The organism is Paenibacillus konkukensis, assembly GCF_023523925.1.
GTDB classification, from domain to species: domain Bacteria; phylum Bacillota; class Bacilli; order Paenibacillales; family NBRC-103111; genus Paenibacillus_S; species Paenibacillus_S doosanensis.
In genome coordinates, this window is sequence record NZ_CP027059.1 from 2325462 (window position 1) to 2351540 (window position 26079).

Here is a 26079-nt window from a genome sequence, read left to right on the forward strand (position 1 = left end):
TCCTTTGGTTTGAACACGATTTTTCTCAATCGCTTATGAAACGGTCCGGGCCGCGCCTACGGGCTTTGCCTTGCGGGTAACCCGCTTCTCCACGGCGCCGAGCAGCCAATCCGCAAGCAGCGCCAAAATAATGGCAACCGCCGCACCGGAAAAAATAAGCTCCTTCTTGTTGACACCGATCCCGGCGACAATCAGATCGCCGAGACCCCCGGCTCCGATTAAAGTCGCAAGCGTAGTCCAGCTAATGACATACACGGTCGTCATCCGCAGTCCTGACATCACATACGGCATGGCCAGAGGGAGCTGAACGTGCATAATGCGCTGCATTCGCCCGTAGCCCATGCCGCGCGCCGATTCCAGCACCGACGGATCGACGGAGTGAAAGCCGGTGTACGTGTTGCGCAGTATCGGCAGCAGCGAGTACAGAAACAAAGCGAACACCGCCGGCTTCGTTCCGATTCCGAGCAGCGGGATCAGCAAGGCGAGAAGCGCCAGACTCGGAATCGTTTGGAATATGTTGGCGATCGTAAACACAACCGACTGTATCCACTTGATCTTGCTTTGCGACAAATAAATGCCGAGCGGAACGGCAACGGCGGCGCCGGCAATGACGGCAATGGCGGAAATCATTACATGCTCGCCGGCAGCGGCCAACACGTCGGTGTGCCTATCCCGTAAAAAATCCGCATACTGCGTCCAGATGTTATGTCCCGTCATAGACCGGTTCCTCCTTCTCTGCCGGCGCGTACACTTCCGCCATATGGCGGACGACGCTCCCTCTCGTAAGAAGACCGACCAGCTGATTGCCGTCGCGAACGACGGCCAGGTTGGACAGCTGATGCTCGCTCATGACGCCCAGAGCGACGGACAGCGGCGTCCCGCTCTGCACGACATGCTGCACCGGCTTCATCACATCGGCTACCGTCATACCTTCTTCCCCGAACTTATCGAGTACTTGATAAATGGAGACCGCCCCTTGCAGGCGACTGTCCCGTCCGACGATCAGCAAGGAATCGACGCGACGCTTCTCCATCATCTTCAGCGCCTCGGCCAGTCCGCGCGACGGATAAGCGGTTGCCGGCTGTTCGACCATCACCTCGTCGACAATTGGCAGCGCTTCCAAATCGTTGTCCGAATGCAACCGCTTTTTGCCGATGAAGCTTTTGACGAAATCGTTCGCCGGATGACGCAAAATCTGCTCGGGCGTCCCGGTCTGCACGACCTCTCCGTCCTTCATCAGAACGATCGTGTCGGCAATTTTGATCGCCTCATCCATATCGTGCGTTACGAACACGATCGTTTTCCTAAGCTCCTGCTGCAGCCGAATGAGCTCATCCTGCAGCTGCTCCCGGCTGATCGGATCGAGCGCGCTGAACGGTTCATCCATCAAAATGATTTCCGGATCGGCGGCCAAAGCCCTGATCACACCGATGCGCTGCTGCTGACCGCCGCTCAGCTCCGATGGGAAGCGGTTGCGGTACGTATCCGGCTCCATCCCTACGAGCGACAGCAACTCGTCGACCCGTTCCTCGATTTTGCGTTTGTCCCACTTCAGCAGCCGGGGCACAACACCGACATTTTTGGCAATGGACATGTGCGGGAACAGACCGATATTTTGGATCACATAGCCGATCTGCCTGCGCAGCTCGACCGGGTCCATGGCGGTGATGTTCTGGCCGCGAATCTCAATCGTTCCAGCGGAAGGATTGTTCAGCCGGTTGATCAGCTTCATCGTCGTCGTCTTCCCGCAGCCGCTTGGGCCGATCAACACGCTGATCTCGCCTTCCTTGAACTCCAGATCGACGTGCTTCAATGCTTGAAAGCCGTCATCATAAACTTTGCGAACCCCCTGCAATCGAATCATGCGTTCTACCACCTTTTCTCTGAAATCGGGGCAAAAGCTCATGACTTACTGCCGTCTCCGGCACATTCCCCCTTTGTAGTTCCTGAAATGCGAAACGACCGCTTATTTCAAGCCGGCGAAATATCTCCAGGTGGTCAGTGTCGCTTTATGCCCCGCCTGTTGCTTAATGCGCTCGAGCGGCACTCCGCGTTCCGCCAGCCGGCGGCAATAGGTATGCCGCAAATACTGGCACAGTATGGGAAAACCGAGCCGCTCGCTGAAGCCTTCGATTACGAACTGAATGGCCCGCGGCTGCATTTTCCCGGATCGTTCCGTGACGAACAGAAACGGGCTTTCGGCATACTCCCTTTTACCCGCCTGCATTCTTTCGGCCAACCACGCCTGAAGTTTTTGCCGCGTCGTTTCATCTATTGGCACTCTCCGGGCTTCGGCATCGTCTTCATACACGATAAGCGCCTCATTCCGAAGAGATTCCAATCTTAGCTGGGACACTTCGTCTACCCGCAGTCCCGCGTACAGCATTACGGCGACCAGCGCCTCATTGCGCGTTCGTTTGAACGTATTGCGCTCTTTGACCGCAACCTGTACAAGCCGCGCTTCCTCTTCCTCGCTCAACCATCTGGGCGGCTCCGCTTTGTCCTGCGTCAGCAGCCGGATGTGCTCCGCCGGGTTGGAGGCAACTCTGCCTCGCTCCTTCGCCCATTTGAAAAAAGAGCTTACGATCGAAATCGACTTGTTGATCGTCGCATAGCTCGCGTTTTGCTCGTGCAACGCGTAGCTTGCGGAAATGACGTCTTCCGGGCGGATCTGGGACAGCTCCTTGCTCTGCTGCTGCATCCATTCGAGAAAGCGCCGAATTTCGCACGCATATATTTTGACCGTGCTTGCTTCTTTGTTTCGTTCGTGCAAATACATCTTGAATTGTTGCAGATCGGCTTCGAGTCCGCTATCCAGCTGTCCCATTGTTAGCACACCATTTCTATCGGCGGTTTAAATTCTTGCGATGAAAATAATTCTATGATGAATATTGTACATGAACAAATTTGGAACTGACAACCAGGGTAGTTCCGCTTACAGGAGCAGATTTCCGGGTAATCCGCGATGAGCCGACCTCAGTACTGGCGATGTTTACATATGCTCCCCTATAGTCCCGAATCCGGCCTAATACCGTTGTTATATGGAAATTTCATCCACGAGCGCTTCTTGTTCATAAGCCATTACGAAACCGATGCGGCCCATCGCTGCGATAAATGCTTTCGGATCGACCGCCGGAATCGTCCGGTACAGGTTGTTCTGGTTTTTCCTTTTGTCCAGCTGAAGCGCCGCTTTATTTCCAAGACCCGAAAAATCCGAAGGTTGTCAATCCCCGGTAAACCCGATATAATAACCGTAGCTCTTAGTACCAAGTCATAAGGCATGCTTAAACGAGCTTGAAGGGATGAAGCCATGATGCAATTTGAAGATTTTAAAAATGTCGTGCTCGAAAGACGAAGCATCCGCCGGTTTACCGAACAGGAAGTAGCCGTCGAAGATATAAAGGAACTGATCGATTGCGCCCGCTACGCGCCGAGCGATACGAACTCCCAAACCTGGGAATTCATCGCGGTCATGAACCGGGAGAAGATTAAAGAGATCGAGCGGATGACCTGGGAGCAGCTTCATAAAAAAGCAGCCGAAGCGGAAGCTCGCGGATTGAATAAGGAAGCTCGCCTGCTGGTCAAATCGTTCGGCCCTTACGCCACGGCGTTCGCCGACGCTCCCGTGCTGATCGTCTGCCTGGCTACTCCGTATGCATCCAAATTCAGAGACCGGATCTTCGATCCCGTCGCTCTGGTCGACGACTCCGTCTGGGCCGAGGAAGGCATCAAGAGCAGCTGCCTGGCTGCGCAAAACCTGATGCTGGCCGCTCACGCCCGCGGACTGGCGACTTGCCCGATGACCGGTCCGGTGCTGCTCGCTTCCGAGCAGCTTCGCGAATATTTGGATATTCCTGCGCAGTGCCAGATCAATATGGTCATCTCGCTAGGATACCCTGCCGAGCGTCCGGGCAGACTGGCGCGCAAGGAAGTAGACGACATTCTGCGTATTGTGAACTAAGACCCGGATCGGCCGATATGAAAAAGCCGTGCCTCCATTACGGAGCGCACGGCTTCTTCATGTTCCGAAGATAACCTGCATGTTAGCCGATGCGGGCCATCTCCTCGTCTTCGATTTCATAATTCGAAAATACGTCCTGAACATCGTCCAAATCGTCGAACGAATCCATCATTTTCATCAGCTTCTCGGCGTTCTCGCCTTCCACTTTAATCGTATTTTGCGGAACCCAGCTGACGTTGGCTTCGGCGAATTCCAGCCCTTGCCCTTCCAGCGCCGTCTTCACCTTCTCGAACTCGTGCGGATGCGTCGTGATCTCGAAGTGGTCTTCGCTTACCGTCACATCCTCGGCTCCCGCTTCCAGCGCCTGCATCATCAGCTCGTCCTCATCCAGAGGATGCGTTTCGCGGTCGATCGTCAGAATGCCCTTCTCGTCGAACATATACGAGACGCAGCCGGACTCGCCCATATTGCCTCCGCGTTTGTTGAACACGGCGCGTACGTCAGCGGCGGTACGATTGCGGTTATCCGTGAGGCATTTCACCATGATGGCGATCCCGCCGGGGCCGTAGCCTTCGTACATAATTTCTTCGTACTCGACGTTGTCTCCTTCGCCGGTCGCCTTCTTGATAGCCCGTTCAATGTTATCCTTCGGCATGTTAATGCGGCGGGCGCTTTCCATAGCCACTTTCAACGCAAAGTTGGCGTCCGGATTCGGACCGCCTTTACGCGCCGCTACAAAAATTTCGCGCCCCAGTTTTACGAACTGGTTGTTTTTCGCTTGGTCCGCCTTGCCTTTACGGTCTTTAAACAATTTAAACTTCATATCAATAACGCTCCCTATCGATAAGTGTCACCCATTAGTTTACCACCTAGTGAGGTTTCCGGTCAAAGTAACATCCGAATTGAAGCCCTTCCGCGCAAAAGGAGCCCCCGGATATCCACAGGATATTGCTGCGCATCATTTCCTAAACAACGAAAAAAAAGCGCCGCTCGAAAGTAAACCTTCGAGAGCCGCTTCTTCTGTTTGCTATGGCACTAATATATAAGAAAAACATGAATCGGCGCATCGCCAAGATGTAGAACCATCTGCAGCAGATGGAAATTATTCGTGTCTTACGCCGTCGTTTTTAGATCTTATAACTTAATGACGTTAGCTGCTTGAGGACCACGGTTTCCTTGAGTGATTTCGAACTCAACGGATTGGCCTTCTTCAAGAGTTTTGAAACCTTCGCCTTGGATTGCGGAGAAGTGAACGAATACGTCGTCGCCGCCTTCTACTTGAATGAATCCGTAGCCTTTTTCTGCGTTAAACCATTTAACTGTACCTTTCAATGAAAACAACCTCCTAGAAGTATCGCCATCTGAGAGCGAATACGTTAATTATATCATCAGAGTCATTATAAATCAACCTGCAAAAAAGAATCAAGCCGCTTGTTTTCGCTCATTTTCGCAGTGTCAACCGCTCCGTCGAGCCGGGGATAAAAGCCAGGCCGGACAACGATAAATGCGCTTTCACTCCATCTTGTTCCACATCGGAAATTAAGCGGTCCAGCGAAGCGTACCTCTGCTGATTCAGCGAGTACAGCGGGTACACCATTACCGCGCCTCCTTGCCGGCAAACGCGCAGCAGCTCGCGCACCGCCTCCAGATGGAAAGCGTAATCAAACTGCTCCGAATACAAAAATAGAAAATGGCTGCACAGCACCAGCGAAAACGACTCGTCGGCGAAGGGCAGCTTAGGCAGCGCCGCCGCCGTATAGACCGAAGTCCCTTGCGTTTGCGAGTAATGCCCGGCAAATCGCTCCAACGACTGCTCGCGGATAGATCTATGGTTATCCAAACTGCCGTAATACGACCAGTCATACACATGCTTCAGCTTCTCCAGCTTGGCGGTCGAGCTCTCTATCTCCCGCCTTCCGCGGCTCCTGATGTCCTCCGGCTCCATCGCATACAACGGATCGGCCGCTTGCGCCGCGACGCCCCTGGAGCATGCTTCCGCCACGAAGGACGAAGCGCCTCCCGCCACATCCAAAACCGGCCCTTCGCGGAGCAATTCCCCGGTTAACGCGAACATCCGCTCATACTCGTCGAAAGATCTGCATGTCATAGCCACTCCGCTTTGCTCGTAAACCTTCTCTTGCATTCTCATCTCTCCTCTTCTCTTCTCGGCTCATACTTTTCTCGGCTCAGGGAAATTTTAACATGCATTTCAGCCGCAGGGCAATCTTTTTCATGCACCGCGCCTGCGGTCGATCGAAGCTTCCATTCGCTCTTGCGTCTGCAAAGGCGAGCACTAACGCGCAGTACACTCGCAAACATTCCTGTAGAGGCTAATATTTGGCCTTGGACAAAAACAGGGACGCCTCGTATGATGGGGGTGTCACGGGTCAAGGCCCTAAAAACCCATCAGGAGGCGTCTTATTATGAAGTTTAACCGAAATGCCACTATAAATCAACGAATCGACCGTATAACCCCACACCATGCGGTGGTGGGAGTCGACATCGCGAAAGATAGCCACGTAGCCCAATTGACGGATTTTCGCGGTCGCTCTCTGACTTCACGTCACCTGTCGTTTCCCAACTCACGGGAGGGGTTTAAACGATTTCTCCGGTGGATTCAAGAAGCACAAGCTAAACACGGCTTGTCTTCGCTTCTCGTCGGCATGGAGCCCACGGGGCACTATTGGTTCAATCTTGCCAACTGGCTGCTCGAGCAGAGCGTTGACGTCGTGCTGGTCAACCCCGTCACGACGCACCGCAACAAGGAAAATCGGGACAACAGTCCTTCCAAAAACGATCCAAAAGATGCACTCACCATTGCTGATGTGGTGAGCCGGGGCTTCTACACGGACTACCTTCCCCGAGGGACTGCCTTTGAACGGATCAAAACCATCATGAGCGACCGCGAGTTCTGGTCGAAGGATGCCACACGTTTAGGTAACCGCATCGTCCGGTGGATCGATTTGTACTTCCCTGAGTTCAGACTGGTATTCAAAGATTGGACCGTCCCTCGTGCGCTGGCGACGCTCGGCGCGTTTGCGCTACCTGGTGACCTTCAAGGGCTAACGGTAGAGCAGGTCATTGCAGGCTGGAAAGAACAAGGCATGAAACGGGCCTCAGGCGTTAGCGGGAGAGCGAAGGCGCTGGAGCTGTTATCTTTGGCCGCACGCAGCATCGGTGACAAGCGAGTGCCGGAAGAAGCGCGTCGAGATATCAAGCGGTTGTTGGATGCGTATAAACAGTCCCTTCAGAGACTCGATGAAATCCAGCGGGAAATAGAGGCCCTCGTGGGTGACATGCCGTTGGCGCAGCAATTGCAAAGTATTCGCGGGCTGGGGACGATTACCCTTGCAGCCCTCCTGGGTTGTGCAGGCGACCTTCGCTTGTACTCGCATGGTCGGCAGTTGCTCAGGCGGGCCGGTCTGAATCTGGCAGAGTGCACCTCCGGCAAGTTCAAAGGACAAATCAAGCTTTCCAAGCGCGGAGACAGCATGCTGCGTAAATATTTGTTCCTGGGCGTGCTCAATCTCGTTCGATACAATGAAGATTTCAAGCGATGGCATGAACACAACGTAGCGAAGGGGATGAAGAAGCAGGCATCAATCTTTAAGTTAATTGGAAAATGGGCACGCATCACGATCGGTATGGTTCAAAGAGGAGAAGAATACCGTTCCGCACACGAAGCGGCCATCCCTGCAGCCTAAAGTCTCCTAGCAGAAACGAGTATTGACTCATTTGCAGGATTTCAAATCATGGATGCACAGTGAACCGAATTCTGTGTCCGTCAGGGCAATGACCCGTCAAGTAAACGCTATCGGTCTCCACACCTTTGGACAGGTGTAACGAAGGAATGTAAGGGCGAAGACCCGTTGAGTCATGGGAGGGTGAACCTCCAGAGGCAAAGTGGAGTAGTGCACAATAGGGTAAAACTGGAAGCGTTATGAACGCTGCCTCTGTTCCTGCATGCCTATTAGCCAATGAGATGGGCCAGAATCCCTACATTCCAAACTTCACCGACATCCAATACAATAGAAATCCTGCGAATGAGTGAGCATTCGTGAGATTATCCCCTAATTACGAGGGACGGACACAGATGCAGCTATTTATTGACTAAGCTGCCTTCGAAAGCAATTCGGAGCTATGTAAGCGCCATGGCGTCCGTTACGTTTAAAAAGCATCTGTTTGCGACGAATTTAGCTCCCTCGTGTCCGTTAAAATTAGAAACGGTTCGATGCCCGGTTCCGGGGGCTGCATGAAAGAGTCAATTTTGGATAAATATTCATGATCCAAATTGGATTCAAATGGCCCCTTCGCCCGTTTTTCACTGCGCTTCCAGGGTTCTCGGGCCGTCAACACTCTTGATTTCCTCCCCTTGTTGCGGTATGATTCACCCGATACCTGCTGAAGAAATGGAGTAAACGGCGATGATTAAAAAGCACTTAATTTATAAAAAAGACAAATGGAACATGTTGACGGTCGAGGTCAACGGCAAGACGCTGATTTTGCGCGAAATCTCCGATCAATGGGGCGAAGAATGCCATACGTTCCTGAGCAGACCGGCGATGATGCATTGGGTCGAGGAGCGTTTTCCGAAGGAGCAATTCGAAGGCAGCGAAGAAGAATGGACCGCTATCATGCAGGCTTTCAAGGAAGTCTAACGCTTTTTCGCATGAGAGGGCTTGACTACCGGCTCGTCCTCCCCCTATAATTAAGTCAATTACATAAGATGTCCTCCAAAGGGGAGTAGCTGTCACAGTAAAGTCGTCAGTTCGGGTTAACAACCCCGGCTTTATTGGCAACGATTCGTTGTTAGCAAGACCTTTGCCGCTTAACGGTAGAGGTCTTTTGTGTTTACATGAGACCTTTACCGATTTACGGTAGAGGTCTTTTTTATGTAAACCAATGAACCTGACAAAGGAGTGGAACGAGCATGGAATGGTTGGACCCTACATTTTTCACTGCACTACTCAGCATTATTTTGATCGATCTGGTGCTTGCCGGCGACAATGCGATTGTGATCGGACTGGCCGCAAGAAACTTGCCGAAGGAGAATCAGAAGAAAGCCATCGTTTGGGGCACGGTCGGAGCTATCGCCATTCGCGCGTCGGCAACACTGGTCGTCGTATGGCTGCTCAAGCTTCCCGCACTGCTGCTGATCGGCGGCTTGATCCTTATCTGGATCGCCTACAAGCTGCTCGTCGACAAGAAGGATCACGACAACATTCAAGCGAAAAACCGGCTGTGGCCCGCTATTCAGACGATTATAGTGGCGGATGCGGTAATGGGCTTCGACAATGTCGTCGCCGTGGCAGGCGCTTCTCACGGAAGCTTCCTGCTAGTCATCGTCGGCCTCTTGATCAGCGTTCCGATTATGGTATGGGGCAGCACCCTGTTCATCCGCTGGATGGAGAAGTTTCCCTGGATCATGTATATCGGCGCGGGCGTGCTTGCTTTGACGGCCGGCAAAATGCTGACGGAAGACCCGCTCGTCCACGGCTGGTTTGCAGCCAATCCCGTCGTGAAATGGATTCTTGTGCTGCTGGTCGTCGCCGGTGTGCTGGCAGCCGGTTTATGGCGGAAGCTGTTCGGTTCGCTCGTCTCCATCAATGACAAAGGCCAGCTGACGATCCCGCAGGAGCTGGTCGAAGAGGCGAACATCCGCATCGACGACAGCTTCCAGGCGCAGCGCGACGAGAAAGGCCGGCTCGTTCTGGTCAAATCGGGCGGATAATCGCGCCGCATAGCCCTTCGCCCCTCTCCGTGACGGATGCCGGAAGCGTCCACGGGAGCGGACTGCGAAGGGCTTTTTAAATTGAAAAATAAACCTCTGACCGCCCGAACTTGGTCTCTCAGTCAAAAGGAATTCAGAGCGGCTGCGTCGAATTGGTTCATACAAGTTTCAGTCCGATGAGGTGGTGAGTCCAACTTGAGCAATTCCGCGTCTATCCTTACGTTTATTATCGTATCGTTCTGCTTCGCCTTAATTTTGATCATGAAAAAAGATACGCTGCCGAGCGGCTTCAAACGCCCCCTCGCCATTCTGGCGATCGTGATGGTCGTATTTTCGTTCACGCTCATCGTCTACAGCTTCTTCTCGCTTGGCACGGGGACATGATGAGGACCGTGCTTCCCGAAATACATCCGTTCGTCAGCAAGGAAATTTACCTCTAACGCGCAGCCATTCATCTTTGTTTTACTTCGACCGGTAATTTCCTTATAATAAATCTACAATCCGGTCATACTAGGAAAAAAATTGCAGGGAGCGTGAGCGCTATGCGTTTTTTTCCGTTAGTTATGACGGGCGTGCTGTTTGCCGGTACAGTGCTTGCAGCCCCCATGGCGGCCGACGGCATATCCAAACCGAAGAATACGAGGAGGGTTCCGATGAATCAAGTACTGAAACGAAACGACGTTCCTGCAGAGCACAGCTGGAAGCTGGAGGATTTGTTCCCTAACCAGGAGGCGTGGGACCGGGAATATCAAGAGGTCAAGGAAGCTCTGCAAAAAGTAGGCGCCTTCCACGGCAAGCTGAAGGATGCCGCCTCCATCAAGCAATGCTTCGAGCTCGAAGACACCATCTCCTTACATATGGAACGACTGTACGTCTATGCCAACATGAAGCATCATGAGGATACGGCGGAACCTACATATCAAGCATTATCCGACAAAGCGAGCAAATTGAGCGTGGAAACCGGCGAGGCCTTATCCTTTATCTCTCCCGAAATTTTGAGCTTATCCGACGACGCCCTTCACAAGCTGATTAACGATCCCGAGCTCAGCTTCTACAAGCGTACGCTGGAGGAGATGCTCCGCGAGAAGCAGCATGTGCTCTCCAAATCGGAGGAAGCGCTGCTGGCGCAAGTCGGCAACCTCTCCCAAGCGCCGGGCACGATCTTCAGCATGCTGAACAACGCCGATTTGAAATTTCCGAAGGTGAAGAATGAGCAAGGCGAAGAGGTCGAGCTGACGCACGGCCGCTACATTCAATTTTTGGAGAGCCGCAACCGCGAGGTTCGCAAAGAGGCGTTTCAAGCGATGTACGCGACGTATTCCAAAAACAAAAATACGATCGGCGCTACGCTGGCGGCGAATGTAACGAAAAACATTTTTTACTCCAAAGTCCGCAAGTACCCTTCCACTCTGGAAATGTCCTTATACGGAGACAATATCGACAAAGCGGTCTACACCAATTTGATCGACACGATTCACGAGGCGCTGCCGCTGATGCACCGTTACATGGAGCTGCGCAAAAAGCTGCTTAAAGTCGACGAGCTGCATATGTACGATTTGTTCGCGCCTTTGGTGGACGAATTCAAGATGGACATCACTTACGAGCAAGCCCAGGCTACGGTGAAGGAAAGCTTGAAGCCGCTCGGCCAAGATTATTTGAACATTTTGCAGGAAGGCTTCGATAACCGCTGGATCGACATTTACGAGAACGAAGGCAAACGCAACGGCGCTTACAGCTGGGGCGCCTACGGCACGCATCCTTATGTGCTGTTGAACCATAAAGACAATTTGAACAGCATGTTCACGCTCACCCACGAAATCGGCCATGCGATTCATTCTTATTTGTCCGACGAGAGCCAAAAATACCGTTATGCCCAGTATACGATCTTCCTGGCTGAGGTGGCCTCCACGCTGAACGAAGCGCTGCTGATGGACTACATGCTGAAAAAATCGACCGACCCGAAAGAAAAAATGTACCTGCTCACCTACTACATGGATCAATTCCGCACGACGGTGTTCCGCCAGACGATGTTCGCCGAGTTTGAGAAAATCATCCATGAAAAAGCCGAGCAGGGCGAGTCGCTGACGCCGCAGGAATTCAGCAAAATTTATTACGATCTGAACGTCCTGTATTACGGCAAAGGGATGGTTGTCGATAAAGACATCGAAATGGAATGGGCGCGCATCCCGCATTTCTACAACAGCTTCTATGTATACAAATACGCGACCGGCTTCTCCGCGGCGACCAGCTTCGCCAAGCAAATTCTCGAGGAAGGCCAGCCGGCGGTGGAACGCTACCTCGGCTTCCTGAAAAGCGGCGGAAGCGATTATTCCATCAACATATTGAAACGCGCCGGCGTGGATATGTCGACTCCGGAGCCGATCAAGCAGGCTATGGACGTATTCAAAGGCTTGCTTGAGCAAATGGAGCAACTCGCCAAGTAATCCTCGCTGCAAGGCTCAAGGCTGCACGCATGCTACATGTCTGCAGCCTTGTTTTGTTATACGGCCTACGGCCCAAAATGACGAGGGCTCGATCCTCTCCCACATGTCGCCCTACAGGAGGTGTTACATCATGAAAGCCCAGTGGACTATCATTTTCATTTTGCTGTTTGCCCTTATTACCGCTATTTTCGCCGTTATTAATGTAGAACCCGTTAAGGTTCAGTTTCTGTTCACCGAAGCCAACCTTCCGCTCATTCTTGTCATTCTCGGCTCGACGCTGCTTGGCGGACTGATCGTCGGCTTAATCGGCATAACGCGCCAGTTCAAGCTGTCGCGAACCGTCAAGCTGCTGGAAAAGCAGCTTGCTGAGGCGAAGTCTCTGCAAGCCGAGACTTCGGTCGTCGCGCCGCTTACTGCGGTTCAGTCTCCGTCCGATCCCGATACGCAGACGGACCGTCTTGCCGATGCCGAGCGGGGCTAGAAACCGCGGTCGGTCAAAAATAGTCCGTTTTTTTCCAATTTTGCATTGAACATTGAAACGGCATTCATTACAATAAAGTCAGATGTATTCAATATTAAGCAATTATGTCCAGGAAGGATTCCTCCCTATGGCCGATCCGTTGAAGGAAGCAGATGCGCTTAACGGTAACTGCGCAGATTTATCCGCTGTACTTGAGAATATTACAGACGGGATTATGAACCTAGATGCACTCGGCCGTTTCACTTATGTGAACAGCGCGGCCGAAAGGATGCTCGAACGGAGCCGAAGCGAACTGCTCGGCACCTTCGTATGGACAAGCTTTCCCGCTGCCGTCGGGACGGCGATCTACGATAATTATTTGGCGGCCATGGCTACCCAAATCCCGGCTTCGTTTGAATTTTTCATTCCGACGCTGAACCGATGGCTTGACGTCCGCGTGTATCCCGGCCGGCATAATTATACGGCATATTTCCGGGATATTACGGCCGTCAAAACCAAGGAGAAGTCGCTGCGCGAAAGCGAGGCCATGTATCGGATGATCGCCGACAATTCGACCGACATGATCGCCAGAATTTCCATGGACGGTACGTATTTATACGTCTCTCCCGCCTGCAGGACGCTGCTCGGCTACGAACCTGAGGAACTGATAGGCCGCTGCCTCTACGACCTGCTTCACCCGGATTACAGCCAAGTCCCGCTGGCCGACTTGATAGCGGAGACGGCGAAATGCGGTATGAACCTAAGGGAATCGCTCGCCCGCAAAAAAGACGGCACCTACATATGGTTCGAAACGACAGCCAGAACGATTCTCGATAATTTAGGTTTACATAAAGAGCTGATCACCATATCGAGGGATATATCCGCCCGCAAACACATTGAGAAGCAATTGCTGGAAACCAACGAACTGCTGCAAAAAATATCTACCGTCGACGCTTTGACCGGAGTCGCCAACCGCCGGGGATTCGACGAATGCTTGCAAAGGGAATGGAAGCAGGGCAGAAGAATAGGCGCTCCCCTCTCCCTGATCATCGTCGACATCGACTATTTCAAACGATTTAACGACACCTACGGCCATGCGGAGGGAGATCAATGCCTCAAGCTTGTGGCCGAATCGTTGAAAAAGGCCGCCAGACGCCCCGTCGACTTCATCGCGCGGTACGGCGGCGAGGAATTCGTGATCATTTTGCCCTGTACGGATGCCGCAGGAGCACAGACCGTGGCCGAGCAGTTGGGCGAGCAAGTAGAAGAGCTGCAAATTCCGCACAGCCGCTCGGAAAGCTCGCCGTATATTACGATCAGCTCGGGCACGGCCACGATGATTCCTTCCCAGGACGTCGATCCCAAGGAGCTGTTCCTCCGCGCGGACAAAGCGTTATACCAAGCGAAACAGGACGGGCGCAACCGGGTCAGACTATACCAAGTGTCCGAATAAACGCCGAGCCGTAGGCTTCTCAGCTTGCGGCTCGGCGTGTTGGATTTCCGGCAAATCATCCTGCCGGAGTGTTGAAAAAAGCGAACGTTTCCCGTATCTGTGACAGATCAGGAGCGTTTTTTGTTTTTCCTATACAATGATGTACAATGGATTTGGAACTATATGTAAATCCGGAGGGAAACTCAACATGATTATTACTGTCGTGCAAGTCGTCGTTTTTATCGCCGCCTTCGCCGTGATCGGCCTGCTGATCCGCGGGCTCGTCAAAGCAAACTCCCGCAGAGGAAGCAAATAGCTCCCTCTGCGGACGTCAAACGAGCGCAAAGAGCAGCAGGTACAGCAGCATGCAGAGAGCTCCCGCCGTCAGCGAGCTTATCATATTTACCGCATCGTTCGTCATGAACGATGCTCCTCTGATACGCACCGCCTGCGAATCGCAATGGCGGTCTTTCTCGATGTCTTTGCCGCAGACCGGACAACGGTACATCACTTGCCATACCGCTCCGATCCAAGAATCGATCAGCGAGCCCGCCAGACCGCCGCAAGCGGCGAGCAGCACCATACCTCCAAGCGAAGCCCATTCTCCCTCTGCTGCCGCACCTTGCGGCTGCAGCATAAGGAGCAGCCATGCCGCTAGACCGATGACGATCCCCCCGGCTAGCGATGCGACAAGCCCCAGGCTCGTAATCCCGCCGGACGTGCCGGCGGGAACGATGCGCCCGGTGACGATGGAGCGCGGCTGTGTGCGGCTGAGCCCGCCGATTTCCGTAGCCCATGTGTCGGCGTTCACGGCGGCCATCACCCCGAGATAAGCCGCCCACCAGAGCGGATGAGGCCACAGGCTGTGCCCTATACAGAGCAGAACGCCGATTCCGCCGTTGGCGGCGACTTGTCCCGCATCTCTGCGCCCCGTCTTGGCATAGCCGCTTTCCACGGCCGCCTTGCGCTTGTGCTTCCACTTGGAAAGCAGTGAGGATGTTACGAAAAATACGATTAACGTCCCGAACCAGGCCAGGCTGCCGTAAGCGTACAGCAGAGTTCCTACAATGACGGCCGCGGCTGCGCCGGAGGCGGACAGCGATTTTTTCGCATAAGCTCCCGCTGCGATCAGAAGACTGCAAGCCAAGCCGATTCCCCAATCCAACATATGCGTCTCCCCCCTTATGCAATCCGTGATTAGCGCAGATTTAGTCATCATAAGTCAATGATCGGACCGTTTTCATCCGGATACGGGCGTTCCCTCTCGAAGCTGCACTCCTTCCGGCAGCAGCCCGGCGATACGTTCTCGCAGCGCGGAATCGTGAGGCAATTCCTCGCTGAAAATCGCAATGATGCCGCTGTCGTCGCGGGAGCGGATCAACCGCCCCATCCCCTGCTTGAGCCGCAGCAGCATATAAGGCAAATCGACCTCCTCGTACGGGAATGCCGCCAGCTGCCGTTTGGCCATAAATACCGGGTCTTGCGGCGGAAAAGGCAGCGACCATATGATCACATTGGACAAGGACGGTCCCGGCACGTCGAGTCCTTCCCACAGACTGACGGCGCATAGAACGCTCGGCTCATCCCGCTGAAAGGCGGCGATCAGATCGCTGATCTCCCGGTCGCCCTCGAATAAGAAACTCATGCCCGCGCATTCCGCATAGTTCGAAATCTCCCGTTTGAATCCGCGCAGCTCCTCCTTATCCTTGAACAGCAGGAGCGCCCTGCCTCCCGTTCTTTGCAGCAATCGCACGGCCGTTTTCATTTTCTCCGAAAAGGTGCCGTTATGCGACCATTGCGGAACGACGACTTCCATTTGGCGCTCGTAATCGTAAGACGAGTCGACGGAGAACGATAAATAACGCTCGATCCCGAGACTCTCCGCCATGTAATCGAAGGCTCCGTCCACCGACAGCGTAGCCGACGAGAATACGATCGGCATGTCGGCGCTGAACACCCGCTCCCGCAGCACTTCCTTCACGGTCCGCGGCATGATGACGAGCGACGGTCCCGTTACGCTATCAGTCACCCAGCAGATGAGATTATCGGAGCTCTGAAATAAACTCAATGCTTTTTGCAGCATCTCCAGGTGTTCCTCGACAATCCGCAGCTGATATTCGTTCAAGGTGAACAAGGCGCTCTCAAAGACCAATTCCTCCTCGATGTCCGCCAGCAGCTTCTGGAACGAGCCGACTTCCCTCAGCAGTTCCCCGCTCAGTACGACTTGCTTGCGGTCCGACCCGGGAATCGCTCTGCTCTGCCCTTCGAATACGGCAAACATCGCTTCGCTCTGCACGATCGCTTCGTCGATTAGCACCGCCAAGCTTTCGCGCACCTCGCCTTTGAGCAGACGGGTGATCAGTTCCTCGAACACGATATGCTTCAGCTTGTACGTGAGCGCCTTCTGGGCGGCCGATTCGAGCAAATGCCCTTCGTCGAACACGACGGCGCAATGCTCCGGCAGCAGCGGCAGCTGCCCTTCCCGCTTCCGCCCCTCGTAAGTCCATACATGCTCCATATAAAAATCATGGGAGCAAATGATCAGATCGCCCGATTTTCTGTAATGGTCGCGCGACAGCGTTTGTCCGCAGCGGTGGCGCTGGCCGCAGGCGAAGCAGTCCTGGAACGAGTCCCAGTTCATTCGGCTCCACTGCCGATCGTCCAGCTGCGGATACTGCTTCCGGTCCCCGTAGGCGTAAAAAGACTGCAGGCCTTCGCGGAAGCGGACAAATTCGGGGAGCCCGTCGTAAATGTCCTGGTACAGCTCTTCTTCTTCATGTCCCAATCTCGCTTCGTCGAGCTTGGCCAGACATACGTATTGATCGGGCGATTTGCCCAGGCGGGCGTCGATCTCCATGCCCAAGTAGCGGGCAAGCTTGGCGATGTCCCCTTCCGGCTTGACAAGCTGCTCGATTAACGATTCGTCGGCGCAGGCAATAACGGCCGGCTTGCGCATATAGCGCGCGTAGCAGACGGCGTACAGCAAATAAACGAGCGTCTTGCCGGTACCGACCCCCGCTTCGGCGAAAATCGTCCGGTTCTCGGCAAAAGCTTTTTCAAGCTGAAAGGCCATATAAATTTGTTCGTCCCGAATCTCGAAACCGGACTCGGGCAGTATGTCGTAAAAAACGTCCGCGATCCAGCTCCCGACCTGCTGAATGAACGGCCGGGAATGATCATAAGTGAAAGGATACCGCTCCAATGGTTATGTGCCTCCGTCATGAAGTGAAATTTGCGCCGCAGCACGGGCATTCGGAATGCGAAATTCACGCTCCTCCGCATCTCCCCCTGCCCGAACGACGATAAAAAGGATACTGGATTATACATCCGGTACCCTTGACTATGTTCTCCGATCGAGTTGTTTATAGCTGCGCCGTAAACGTCCCTACGACTTCTTCGCCCCACAACAGCTCCATCCGGTCGCCCGATTGCAGCGCCCCTACGCCGGCCGGCGTGCCCGTGTAAATAATATCTCCTTTGCCGAGCCCGTAATGCCGAGCGATGTAATCGACGATCGTCTGCAGATTAAAAATCATATCGTTAACGTTGCCCCGCTGAACCTCCGCTCCGTTTTTACGCAAAGAAAACTCCGTACGCTTCACGGCTTCTTCCCCCGGAAAAGGCCGGAATCCGGCAATCGCGGCCGAGTTCAGAAAACCTTTGGCCGGCAGCCACGGCTGGCCCTTCTTCTTAATGACCGATTGCACGTCCCGCAGCGTAAAATCGATCCCCAGAGCCATGGCGTCAATCAATTGATCGACGGAGGCGCCCGGCTTGTAAGCTTCGGCTATATGCACGACAAGCTCGGTCTCGTAATGCACCTCGCCGCGGTCTCCCGGCAGCAAAATCGGCTGCCCTTGAATCGCAACCAGCGCATGAGTCGGCTTGGTAAAAATCATCGGCTCTTCCGGAACCTCGTTGCCGAGCTCCGCGGCATGCAGACCGTAGTTGCGCCCGACGCAATAAATGTTACGGATCGATTGCATCATAAATCATCCCTTTGCTCCCATAATGATTGCTCATCTTAGCATAATCGAACGGCAGCGAAATCTCAATGCCCCGTCCCGACATGTTTCAATTGAAATCCAAGCGGTGCGTTTCGCGGAATTTGCTCGGCGGCAGGCCGTTCAGCTTCTTGAACGACTTGCTGAAATGATATTCCTCCAAATAGCCGCAAGCTTTGGCGATCTCCTTGACGGGCAAATCCGAATACATCAAATAATGCTTCGCGTGCTCGTTGCGGATATGATTGTGATAATGCTTCGGGCTCATGCCGACATGCTGCAGAAACATTTTGCGCAAATACGATACCGAGATGCCGAAGCGGTCCGCCAACTGCCCGATCGTAAATTCGCTGTAATAGGACGTTTCCAAATAGTCCTTGACCATGTCCATCTTGGACGCCGCCGAATCGCGGACAGCCGCTCCGTTATCGCTCGTCGCATGCAGCTCGTGAATCAGCGCCAGCAGGGCCCCTCCCTGGGCTCCCGGCACCCAGCAGCGGTATATATCGCGAAATTGGCCGCTCAGCCGCATGCTGCTCTCCAGGCCGAACGACCTTAGGAAGGGCAGCTCCAACCGCCCTACCGGAGCGACGCAGGTCCACTCCTTGTCGTATCCGACCGCGGCGCAGTCAAACAAAATCATTGTCATCCGCAGCGGAAACCGACCGTCCGACTCCATGGACATCGCAAGGCCGGGAGGCATATAGGCAAGCATGCCTCCCTCAACCGGATACGTCTGCTCCGTATGAAACGTTCCTTTGCCTTCGTGAATCCAATACAGCGTATGCGCTCCGATATTGTTGCGCTTGTCCGTCCACCCGGGAGCCGTCGGCTTATCCAGCACCCAGTGAATATGCAGATGCAGCTCGTTCAGATCATACGCCACCCGTGCTCCAGCTCCCTTCGGAAAAACGAATTTTCTTGGCTAACTATACCGAACCGGAAGCGATTTGTACAAGTCCCGTTCTCCTTTTACCCATTTTCCCGGCCTGCGGCCTTTTGTTACAATGCAGCTGTAACCGTAAGCAGCGGCAAGTATCGAACCGCCATATTATTGAAATGCCCAGGAGGTATAAAAAATGATCAGAACTTTTACGGAGCATCGAATCAGACAAACCCGGGAGCTTGGCGGACAATGGGAATTCATTACCGATCCGGCGGATCGGGGAATTCGCGATCAATGGTATGCGCAGTTCCCCGCCGCACAAACGAATGTGTTCGTCCCGGCCTGTTGGAACAATGAATTCGGTTTGTACGATTACGAAGGCGTCGCTTGGTACCGCACGACGTTCGAGCTCGCGTCCATAGAACATATCCGGCTGCTGTTTCACGCCGTATTGGGACATGCCGACGTCTATCTGGACGGACAGCATCTCGGCTACCATTACGGGGGTTACACGCCTTTCGATTTTGTCGTCCCTTCCGCGTCGGCGGGCAAGCATGAGCTGATCGTACGCACCGACAGCACGCTAACCCGGCAGACGATCCCGATTGACGCAGTCGACTGGTATCATTACGGAGGCATTATTCGCCCCGTCGAGCTGCAGCTGCTATCCGGCGTCTACATCGATCATCTCGGCATCGGGTACAGCCTGGACTCCGGGAACCGGGCCGACGTCACCGTCTCGGTGCGCCTGCGCTCCCTCTCGGCGGAAGAGCAGGACGTGCCGCTCGTTCTGTCGGCGGAGAATCATGTATTTCACGAAGAAGAAGTACGCGTTCCCGCAGGGCAAACCGTGACCGTAGAGGTGCGCCAAACTTGGGACGATGTCCGCTTATGGAACGTCGGCCGGGCCGAGCTGTACCTGATTACGGCTTCTACAGGCTATGACGACAAGACCGACCGGATCGGCTTCCGCCGGATTGAGGTCAAGGACCGGCAAATCTGCATTAACGGCCGGCCCGTCTACTTGCAGGGCGTGAACCGGCATGACGAGCATCCCGAATGGGGCTTCGCCTTCCCTCCCAAGCTGATGAAAAAAGATCTCGATCTGATCCTGGAGCTCGGCTGCAATTCGGTGCGCGGCTCGCACTATCCGCAAAGCCCTTATTGGATCGATCTGCTGGACGAGCACGGCATCGTCTATTGGAGCGAAATTCCGATGTGGGGCGCGTTCCTGCCCAAGGAAGTAACGACCGATCCGGTCTTCCGGCAGCGGGCGATGCGGATGCTCGAAGAAATGATCGAGCGGGATATTCATCATCCGAGCGTCGTGTTCTGGTCGATCCACAATGAGATCGATACGACATGCCAGGAAGCGATCGATTTGTCCGTCCCGATGATCGAGCGCGTTCGCAGTATGGACAGCTCCAGACTGGTCGCGTACGCGACGATGCATCCTCTGAAGGATGTGCTGCTGCCGCTCGTGGACGTCATCGGCATCAACAAATACCACGGCTGGTATGAGGGCAACGTCGAAGGATTCCAAGGAATGCTGGACGAATTTCACGCCTATGCCGAAGCGATGGGAGCCGGAGACAAGCCCGTGCTGATGACGGAATTCGGAGCGGCCGGCATTTACGGGGACACGGGCTGGGAGCCCCGCCTGTTCAGCGAGGATTACCAGGCTCATGTGATTCGGGAGGCGCTGCGCATTTTCCGCAGCGATGCCAAGGTAGGAGGAACGTATATATGGCAGTTTGCCGATATACGGGCCGACCTGAAGAGCGACCGCGGCTACTTCCGCGACCGGGCGCGAAGCTTCAACAACAAAGGGCTGCTGAACGAATACCGTAAGCCTAAGCAGGCTTACCGCGTCGTCCGCGATATATACCGCTCGGCGGCGGATAGCCCGGCGAAGCCGTGAACGCGGACCGGCACGTTCGGGCTAACGAAGCGGCTGCCTATTCGCCTGGAGAATAACGGGTCAGCCGCCGCCTTGGCCTAACCGCATCGGCCTATAGAGCACGTACTTCCAACAAAAGAAAGGAGCCCGGGGCGCTTCCCGGGCTCCTCGCTATATGTGCCGCCACGCGGGCGGAGTTTGCCAAGCGGTCGGCCGGCCGGGCCGCCGCCGTCAGTCGCCGTCCTTCGCCGGGGTCGGCGAAGGCTTAGGCGACGATTTGGCCGTCGGCGTCGGTGTGGGCTTGGCAGCCGGTTTGGATGACGGCTTCGGCGTCGGCTTGGTCGATGGAGTCGGCGTCGGAGACGGTTTCGTCGACGGCTTCGGCGAAACCTTCGGCTTGTCCGTCTGCTGCGGTTTGGCGGAGCCTCCGCTTCCCGCCGTAATGCCTGAGGACGGCGAGCCGCCGGATTCTTTCTTCGGCTCCGTCTGTTTCTTCGCCGCGGGCGTCGGGGTCGGCGCTGGCTTGACGGGCTCCGCTTCCGTGACGACGCCATCTTTATCGACGCTGGCATTGATCGAGATGCGCCCCATTCTCTCGAACAGATTGGCGCCGTCCTCATCCGTCATCCGTACAGGCTGCGCCCATTTGGTCAAGATCGGCACCATTTGCAGGCTGCAGCTTCCTTCCTTCGTGCATTCCGCATCGAGCACCATGCTCTCCCATGTCTCGGGAACTTCGTTGGTGGTGAAGATGAAATTGCCCAGACTATAGGCAATCCATTTGCCCTTATACCGTTCGAAGCCCTGAAGCACATGCGGATGGCCCCCGATCACAAGATCCGCACCCGCGTCGATATACTTGTGGGCAAGATCGGTCTGCTCCTTAACCGGGCGGTCCTTGCGTTCGATTCCCCAATGCGCAATGACAACGACAAGATCGGCCTGCTCGCGCGCTTTTGCAACCGCCTCGAGCGGCAGCTTGGCGTTGTACGTCTCGGCCACGCCCGGTTTGTCATTGCCCGCATACCAATCGGCGTTCTCCGCTACCCGGCTGAAGCCGAGAAAAGCGATCTTAATGCCGCTGCGCTCCATGATGACGGATTGATACGCCTCATCGCTGTTGCGGCCCGTGCCGACGCGCTTCATGCCAGCCTTGTCCAATTCGTCCAGCGTATCGAGCAGCCCTTCGGGGCCGTAATCCATAATATGATTGTTCGCCGTGTTGACCAGATCGATGCCTGCGGCTTGCATCACGGGCAGCGCCTGGGGCGAAGAACGGTACACGTAATCCTTGGACTCGGCGGTGCCTCTCTCGGTCAGCGGCGTCTCCAAATTCGCTACGGTAATATCGGCCGGGGTCAAGAAGTCCTTCACATAACGGAACGGATAATCCCAGCCGTTCTTCTTGAGCAAATCCTCGACCTTGCCGGCGAACATCACATCGCCGATAAACGTCAGCTTGACGCCGGATTTGATCTCGGACTCCTGCTTGGACGCGTCGGGCTGTACCGCCTCCGTCGGCGGCTGACCGCCTTCTTGAACGTTCGTCGCGGCCGGAGAAGGTGCGGAGCTTGTTCCCGAGGGCTGCTGCTGAACGGGGGGAGCCGCCCCCTCAGGCAAATCGTCGCGGGATAGCCAGTTCATTAAATAACTGAAGGAAACGAGAGTAATAACGGCCAAAATGGCCAGCGTAATCCAAGTTTTCTTATTGTTTTTGTCTTCATCCCGATGCTTTTGCGAACGCGTTTCTATGATGATCTACCCCTTTGTAACCAATGCGATCCAGCGGTTTTCCACCGTCGCCGGCATGGATCTCCCGGCTTAAAGCTTGCCTAAAATTGATTCGAAGCAAAATAGCTTCTAGACATTATACCAAATATTGCTGCCCCGGTCATCGAACGAAAGTACGAGCCTTGGTTTATAAGAAATGTCCGGCCTGTGCAAAAACGGGAATATGGCCCCCGCCGTGCGCACTCCCCGGCACAAGGAGCAAACAACAAGGGAAAGCTGTTTTTTACCGCAGCAGGGTGTCTCTTTGGCGCAAAAATCCTTATAATGGAAAGATGGAGAGCTTTCAAGCTCGCAAGTCGAGACAGAATAGGAGTGCTTACCGATGGAAAAAATAGCGGTCATCTCGGATATTCACGGCAATTTGCCCGCGCTCGAAGCCGTCGTGAAGGACATCCGCAGACGGCGGATCAAACGTATCTTATGCCTCGGTGATCTGGTCGGCAAAGGTCCTCAACCCGCCGAAACGGTAGACCGGGTCCGCGAAATATGCGAGCAGACCGTGCAGGGCAACTGGGATCTCGGCATCAATCGCCCGCAGGACAAAGCCGCCGGCATCTGGCAGCAGGAGAAGCTCGGAGCGGAGCGGCTCGATTATTTGCGCAGCCTGCCCTACTGCATCGATCTGCAGCTTAGCGGCAAATGGCTCCGCCTATTCCACGCGTCCGCGCTAAGCGTCGATCATCGTGTCCCCCGCAAAGCGCCCAAAAAGGATAAGCTGGCGCTGTTTCAGCATACGGCCATGACGGGTATGCCGCTTGGTTCGGATTCGGAGCCGGACCGCATTCCGGATATCGTCGGCTATGGGGATATCCATATTCCTTATTTGCAAACGATCAAGACGAAACAAAAAAAAGGGCTTATCGTGTTCAATACGGGCAGTGTCGGAGCTCCCTACGACGGGATTCCGGCGGCTTGCTATACGATTGTCGAAGGGATTCCCGAATCCGCAGCCGCAGGGCCTTACTCCATTCAAACGGTGAGGGTGCCGTACGATATCGACAAGGCGATAGCGATCGCCGAAGAGACGGGAATGCCGGGAATCGAGCGGTTTCGCTACGAAATGAAGCACGGCGTGGAAATGTAGCCGGTCACTATCACTATCCGGTTTACATAATCCTAAAATGTGAGGTTTTCTCCTGCCTATGATACAATAAAGAGAACGCTCACATGCGAGATTCGTTTCTGCTCCAACGCAGCCCATACACAGCAGGAAAAGAGGAGAACCCTTGTGGCCAGATGGAAAATCAACTTGATCGTGCTTTGGATCGGACAGTTTCTTGTAATGAGCGGCATGACGATGATCACGCCTTTTTTGCCGCTGTACATACAAGATTTGGGCGTGCATGACGCCCATCAGGTAGCGATGTGGTCGGGCATTATTTTCGCCGGCAACTTCGTCACCTCGTTTTTGTTTCAACCGCTTTGGGGCGGATTATCCGATCGCTACGGCCGCAAAGTCATGCTGCTGCGCTCCGGCTTCGGCATGGCGATCGTCATGACGCTGATGGGCTTTGCGACGAGCCCGTGGCAGCTGCTCGCGCTGCGCATCGTGAACGGCGTCATTTCCGGTTTCATGCCGGCCGCCGTCGCCCTGATGTCCACGAATACGCCGAAGGAGCGGATCGGCTTTGCGCTCGGCACGCTCCAATCCGGCGGGGTGGCGGGCTCGATCCTCGGGCCGTTCATCGGCGGCTTGTTGGCGGAGTGGGTCGGCTTCCGGCCGATCTTCTACATTACCGGCCCTCTGCTGTTCTGCGCTTCGCTCTTGGCGCTCTTTCTGATCAAAGAGAACTTCGACGCCGCGGCGGCCAAAAAAAAGCCTGCCATTTCCACTATGGAAGGCTTCAAGGAATTAAAAAAGACAAAGCAGCTGCCCGCGCTGTACGCCGTAACGTTCGTCATTCAGTTTTCAATGCTGAGTTCGATGACGCTGGTCCCGCTCTTTGTACAAGAGCTCCACGGCAACGGGTCGATGCTCGCCTTCTATGCAGGCCTGGTCAGCTCGATCACCGGCTTCTCGAACATGATCGCCTCCCCGCTGCTCGGCCGATTGAGCGACCGGATCGGTTCGGTCAAAATATTGGCGATTTGCCTGGTCGGCGCCGCCGTCTCCTTCGTGCCGCAAGCGCTGGTTACGAACATATGGCAGCTGTTTGCCGCCCGCTTCATGCTGGGCGTCTTTATGGGAGGAATGCTCCCTTCCGTACAAACTCTAATCAGCAAGTTCGCTCCTAAAGGAATGGAAAGCCGAGCCTACAGCTTCAATACGAGCGCCACCAGTCTCGGCAACATGCTCGGGCCGATCGTCGGGGGCGTCCTGTCCGGCTGGATTCACATTCAAGGTTTGTTTATTATGGCGGCCGTGTTTCTGTTCGCCAATGCGATCTGGGTACGCAAAGCGTTGTTTCCCGGCCGTTCAGGCACAGAGGAAAACGCGGGCGGGACCGGATAGACGATTTTTATTTCGGAGGTGCTTGGATGAAAGTGAACGTGAAAAAGGTTCTGTTAATTATCGTCTGCGCAGAGCTGATGATATGGTATTGGGCCCAGCTCGACAGCATCGAGCAAAACGGGCAAGTCGTGTACCATCATCAAACTAACCGCGACACGGAAGCACCTCAGAAAGCGGCCGTCGATCCCGCCGAAGCGGTCAAGAAAGCGTCTTAACGATTATGAATTCAATTTTATGGAAAAACGCGCCAAAAAAACCGCCGAAGCCCGACTTCTTCCCGATGGCAAGAAGCAAAGCTTCGGCGGCTTTTTCGTTTGCGACGCCGTTTAACGGACCCGGGCGATTGCCAGCCCGTCGTACGCAGGCAGGATGACGCCTTCCAGCCGCGGGTCGCGCACCATCCGCTCGTTGAATTCGCGCATCTTGACTACGCGGTTTCCCTTCGCCTCCGGATTCATGCTGTCGCCGTGCAGCAGCGTATTGTCTCCTACAATGACCGCTCCCGGATTGGCCAGCTTGATCGCCCATTCGAGATAGTTCGGATAATTGCCTTTATCGGCGTCGATGAAATACAGGTCGAACCGGTATCCTTCTTCTTCCAGCCGCCGTAGGCTGTCCAGCGCTTCGCCGGTCCGGTATTCCACCTTATCGCCCAAACCTGCTGCGGTCAAATTCCGCCGGGCGACCTCCGCATATTGCTGCTTAAGCTCCAGCGAGACCAGCTTGCCCCGCTCTCCGAGACCGCGGGCCAGACAAATGCCGCTGTATCCTCCCAGCGCGCCGATCTCCAGAATCCGCTCGGCTCCGGTCATCTGCACAAGCAGCGTCAGCAGCTTGCCGTACCCTCTGGCGATCGAAATTTCCGGCATGCCTTCGGCCCGGATCGTTTCGGCCACCTTATCCAATTGCTCGTCCGCTTCGAGCAGCGACTCGACGTATTCCTCCGCACTAAGCTGCGCCATGATCCATTTCCTCCCGCCTCATTGTATAAACGCATCGTTTATCCTATACTAGACTA

24 protein-coding genes are annotated in these 26079 nt (G+C 54.6%); 12 read left to right on the forward strand and 12 right to left on the reverse strand.

Features of this window, described 5'->3' with window-relative positions; all coding sequences use genetic code 11:
* Positions 1-33 precede the first annotated feature (33 nt).
* The 3 genes from SK3146_RS09960 to SK3146_RS09970 form a co-directional block, all read right to left on the reverse strand.
* On the reverse strand, positions 34-717 hold the full coding sequence (locus SK3146_RS09960; protein WP_249864928.1) for an ABC transporter permease: 684 nt from the start codon (positions 715-717) through the stop codon (positions 34-36).
* A complete protein-coding gene (locus tag SK3146_RS09965; protein ID WP_249864929.1) occupies positions 704-1864 on the reverse strand; it encodes a betaine/proline/choline family ABC transporter ATP-binding protein in 1161 nt (386 codons plus the stop codon). Before SK3146_RS09965 ends, SK3146_RS09960 begins: the two co-directional genes overlap by 14 nt.
* A gap of 102 nt (positions 1865-1966) precedes the next feature.
* Positions 1967-2827, reverse strand: a complete 861-nt coding sequence (locus SK3146_RS09970; protein WP_249864930.1) for a tyrosine-type recombinase/integrase — start codon at positions 2825-2827, stop codon at positions 1967-1969.
* 486 nt (positions 2828-3313) lie between these two features.
* On the opposite strand from SK3146_RS09970, the gene SK3146_RS09975 reads away from it, so the two are divergent.
* Positions 3314-3961 carry a nitroreductase family protein gene (locus tag SK3146_RS09975; protein ID WP_249866254.1) on the forward strand — a complete coding sequence of 216 codons (648 nt, stop codon included), beginning with the start codon at positions 3314-3316 and terminating at the stop codon, positions 3959-3961.
* An 82-nt stretch (positions 3962-4043) separates the two neighbouring features.
* Here the strand turns inward: SK3146_RS09975 and SK3146_RS09980 are convergent, their stop codons facing one another.
* The 3 genes from SK3146_RS09980 to SK3146_RS09990 form a co-directional block, all read right to left on the reverse strand.
* Positions 4044-4784, reverse strand: coding sequence for a YebC/PmpR family DNA-binding transcriptional regulator (locus tag SK3146_RS09980; RefSeq protein WP_249864931.1), 741 nt, complete (start codon positions 4782-4784; stop codon positions 4044-4046).
* A gap of 311 nt (positions 4785-5095) precedes the next feature.
* Positions 5096-5293: a cold shock domain-containing protein gene (locus SK3146_RS09985; RefSeq protein ID WP_079908601.1), complete on the reverse strand. Its 198-nt coding sequence runs from the start codon at positions 5291-5293 to the stop codon at positions 5096-5098.
* 109 nt (positions 5294-5402) lie between these two features.
* Positions 5403-6104, reverse strand: a complete 702-nt coding sequence (locus SK3146_RS09990; RefSeq protein WP_249864932.1) for a methyltransferase domain-containing protein — start codon at positions 6102-6104, stop codon at positions 5403-5405.
* A 280-nt stretch (positions 6105-6384) separates the two neighbouring features.
* Here SK3146_RS09990 and SK3146_RS09995 point away from each other — a divergent pair, with 280 nt between their 5' ends.
* The 7 genes from SK3146_RS09995 to SK3146_RS10025 all read left to right on the forward strand — a co-directional run bounded on the left by SK3146_RS09995 (position 6385) and on the right by SK3146_RS10025 (position 14049).
* Positions 6385-7665, forward strand: coding sequence for an IS110 family RNA-guided transposase (locus SK3146_RS09995; protein WP_249860577.1), 1281 nt, complete (start codon positions 6385-6387; stop codon positions 7663-7665).
* A gap of 720 nt (positions 7666-8385) precedes the next feature.
* A complete protein-coding gene (locus SK3146_RS10000; protein WP_249864933.1) occupies positions 8386-8619 on the forward strand; it encodes a hypothetical protein in 234 nt (77 codons plus the stop codon).
* 272 nt (positions 8620-8891) lie between these two features.
* The gene (locus SK3146_RS10005) at positions 8892-9692 is read left to right on the forward strand and encodes a YjbE family putative metal transport protein (RefSeq protein ID WP_249864934.1); all 801 of its coding nucleotides are present in this window, start codon (positions 8892-8894) and stop codon (positions 9690-9692) included.
* 195 nt (positions 9693-9887) lie between these two features.
* A complete protein-coding gene (locus tag SK3146_RS10010; RefSeq protein ID WP_249864935.1) occupies positions 9888-10076 on the forward strand; it encodes a hypothetical protein in 189 nt (62 codons plus the stop codon).
* 269 nt (positions 10077-10345) lie between these two features.
* On the forward strand, positions 10346-12136 hold the full coding sequence (pepF, locus tag SK3146_RS10015; RefSeq protein WP_249864936.1) for an oligoendopeptidase F: 1791 nt from the start codon (positions 10346-10348) through the stop codon (positions 12134-12136).
* Between the two features lie 130 nt (positions 12137-12266).
* Entirely contained in the window at positions 12267-12617 is a 351-nt protein-coding gene (locus SK3146_RS10020) for a LapA family protein (protein ID WP_249864937.1), read from the forward strand.
* 127 nt (positions 12618-12744) lie between these two features.
* On the forward strand, positions 12745-14049 hold the full coding sequence (locus tag SK3146_RS10025) for a sensor domain-containing diguanylate cyclase (protein ID WP_249864938.1): 1305 nt from the start codon (positions 12745-12747) through the stop codon (positions 14047-14049).
* Between the two features lie 310 nt (positions 14050-14359).
* Here the strand turns inward: SK3146_RS10025 and SK3146_RS10030 are convergent, their stop codons facing one another.
* The 4 genes from SK3146_RS10030 to SK3146_RS10045 all read right to left on the reverse strand — a co-directional run bounded on the left by SK3146_RS10030 (position 14360) and on the right by SK3146_RS10045 (position 18918).
* Positions 14360-15196, reverse strand: coding sequence for a DUF92 domain-containing protein (locus SK3146_RS10030; protein ID WP_249864939.1), 837 nt, complete (start codon positions 15194-15196; stop codon positions 14360-14362).
* A 72-nt stretch (positions 15197-15268) separates the two neighbouring features.
* On the reverse strand, positions 15269-17230 hold the full coding sequence (locus SK3146_RS10035; RefSeq protein ID WP_249864940.1) for an ATP-dependent DNA helicase: 1962 nt from the start codon (positions 17228-17230) through the stop codon (positions 15269-15271).
* 160 nt (positions 17231-17390) lie between these two features.
* Positions 17391-18017: a fumarylacetoacetate hydrolase family protein gene (locus SK3146_RS10040; protein WP_249864941.1), complete on the reverse strand. Its 627-nt coding sequence runs from the start codon at positions 18015-18017 to the stop codon at positions 17391-17393.
* Between the two features lie 85 nt (positions 18018-18102).
* Positions 18103-18918 (reverse strand): AraC family transcriptional regulator, encoded by an 816-nt coding sequence (locus tag SK3146_RS10045; protein ID WP_249864942.1) that lies wholly within the window; start codon positions 18916-18918, stop codon positions 18103-18105.
* A 193-nt stretch (positions 18919-19111) separates the two neighbouring features.
* On the opposite strand from SK3146_RS10045, the gene SK3146_RS10050 reads away from it, so the two are divergent.
* Positions 19112-20839, forward strand: a complete 1728-nt coding sequence (locus tag SK3146_RS10050) for a glycoside hydrolase family 2 protein (protein WP_249864943.1) — start codon at positions 19112-19114, stop codon at positions 20837-20839.
* A 210-nt stretch (positions 20840-21049) separates the two neighbouring features.
* Here SK3146_RS10050 and SK3146_RS10055 read toward each other — a convergent pair whose 3' ends face one another.
* The gene (locus SK3146_RS10055; RefSeq protein WP_249864944.1) at positions 21050-22498 is read right to left on the reverse strand and encodes a CapA family protein; all 1449 of its coding nucleotides are present in this window, start codon (positions 22496-22498) and stop codon (positions 21050-21052) included.
* A gap of 433 nt (positions 22499-22931) precedes the next feature.
* Here SK3146_RS10055 and SK3146_RS10060 point away from each other — a divergent pair, with 433 nt between their 5' ends.
* From SK3146_RS10060 to SK3146_RS10070, 3 genes are all read left to right on the forward strand, one after another.
* Entirely contained in the window at positions 22932-23693 is a 762-nt protein-coding gene (locus SK3146_RS10060) for a metallophosphoesterase family protein (RefSeq protein ID WP_249864945.1), read from the forward strand.
* Between the two features lie 144 nt (positions 23694-23837).
* On the forward strand, positions 23838-25061 hold the full coding sequence (locus tag SK3146_RS10065; RefSeq protein ID WP_249864946.1) for an MFS transporter: 1224 nt from the start codon (positions 23838-23840) through the stop codon (positions 25059-25061).
* Positions 25062-25087: 26 nt separating this feature from the next.
* Positions 25088-25276, forward strand: a complete 189-nt coding sequence (locus SK3146_RS10070) for a hypothetical protein (RefSeq protein WP_249864947.1) — start codon at positions 25088-25090, stop codon at positions 25274-25276.
* Positions 25277-25387: 111 nt separating this feature from the next.
* On the opposite strand, the gene SK3146_RS10075 is transcribed toward SK3146_RS10070, so the two are convergent.
* A complete protein-coding gene (locus SK3146_RS10075; RefSeq protein ID WP_249864948.1) occupies positions 25388-26023 on the reverse strand; it encodes an O-methyltransferase in 636 nt (211 codons plus the stop codon).
* Positions 26024-26079 lie beyond the last annotated feature (56 nt).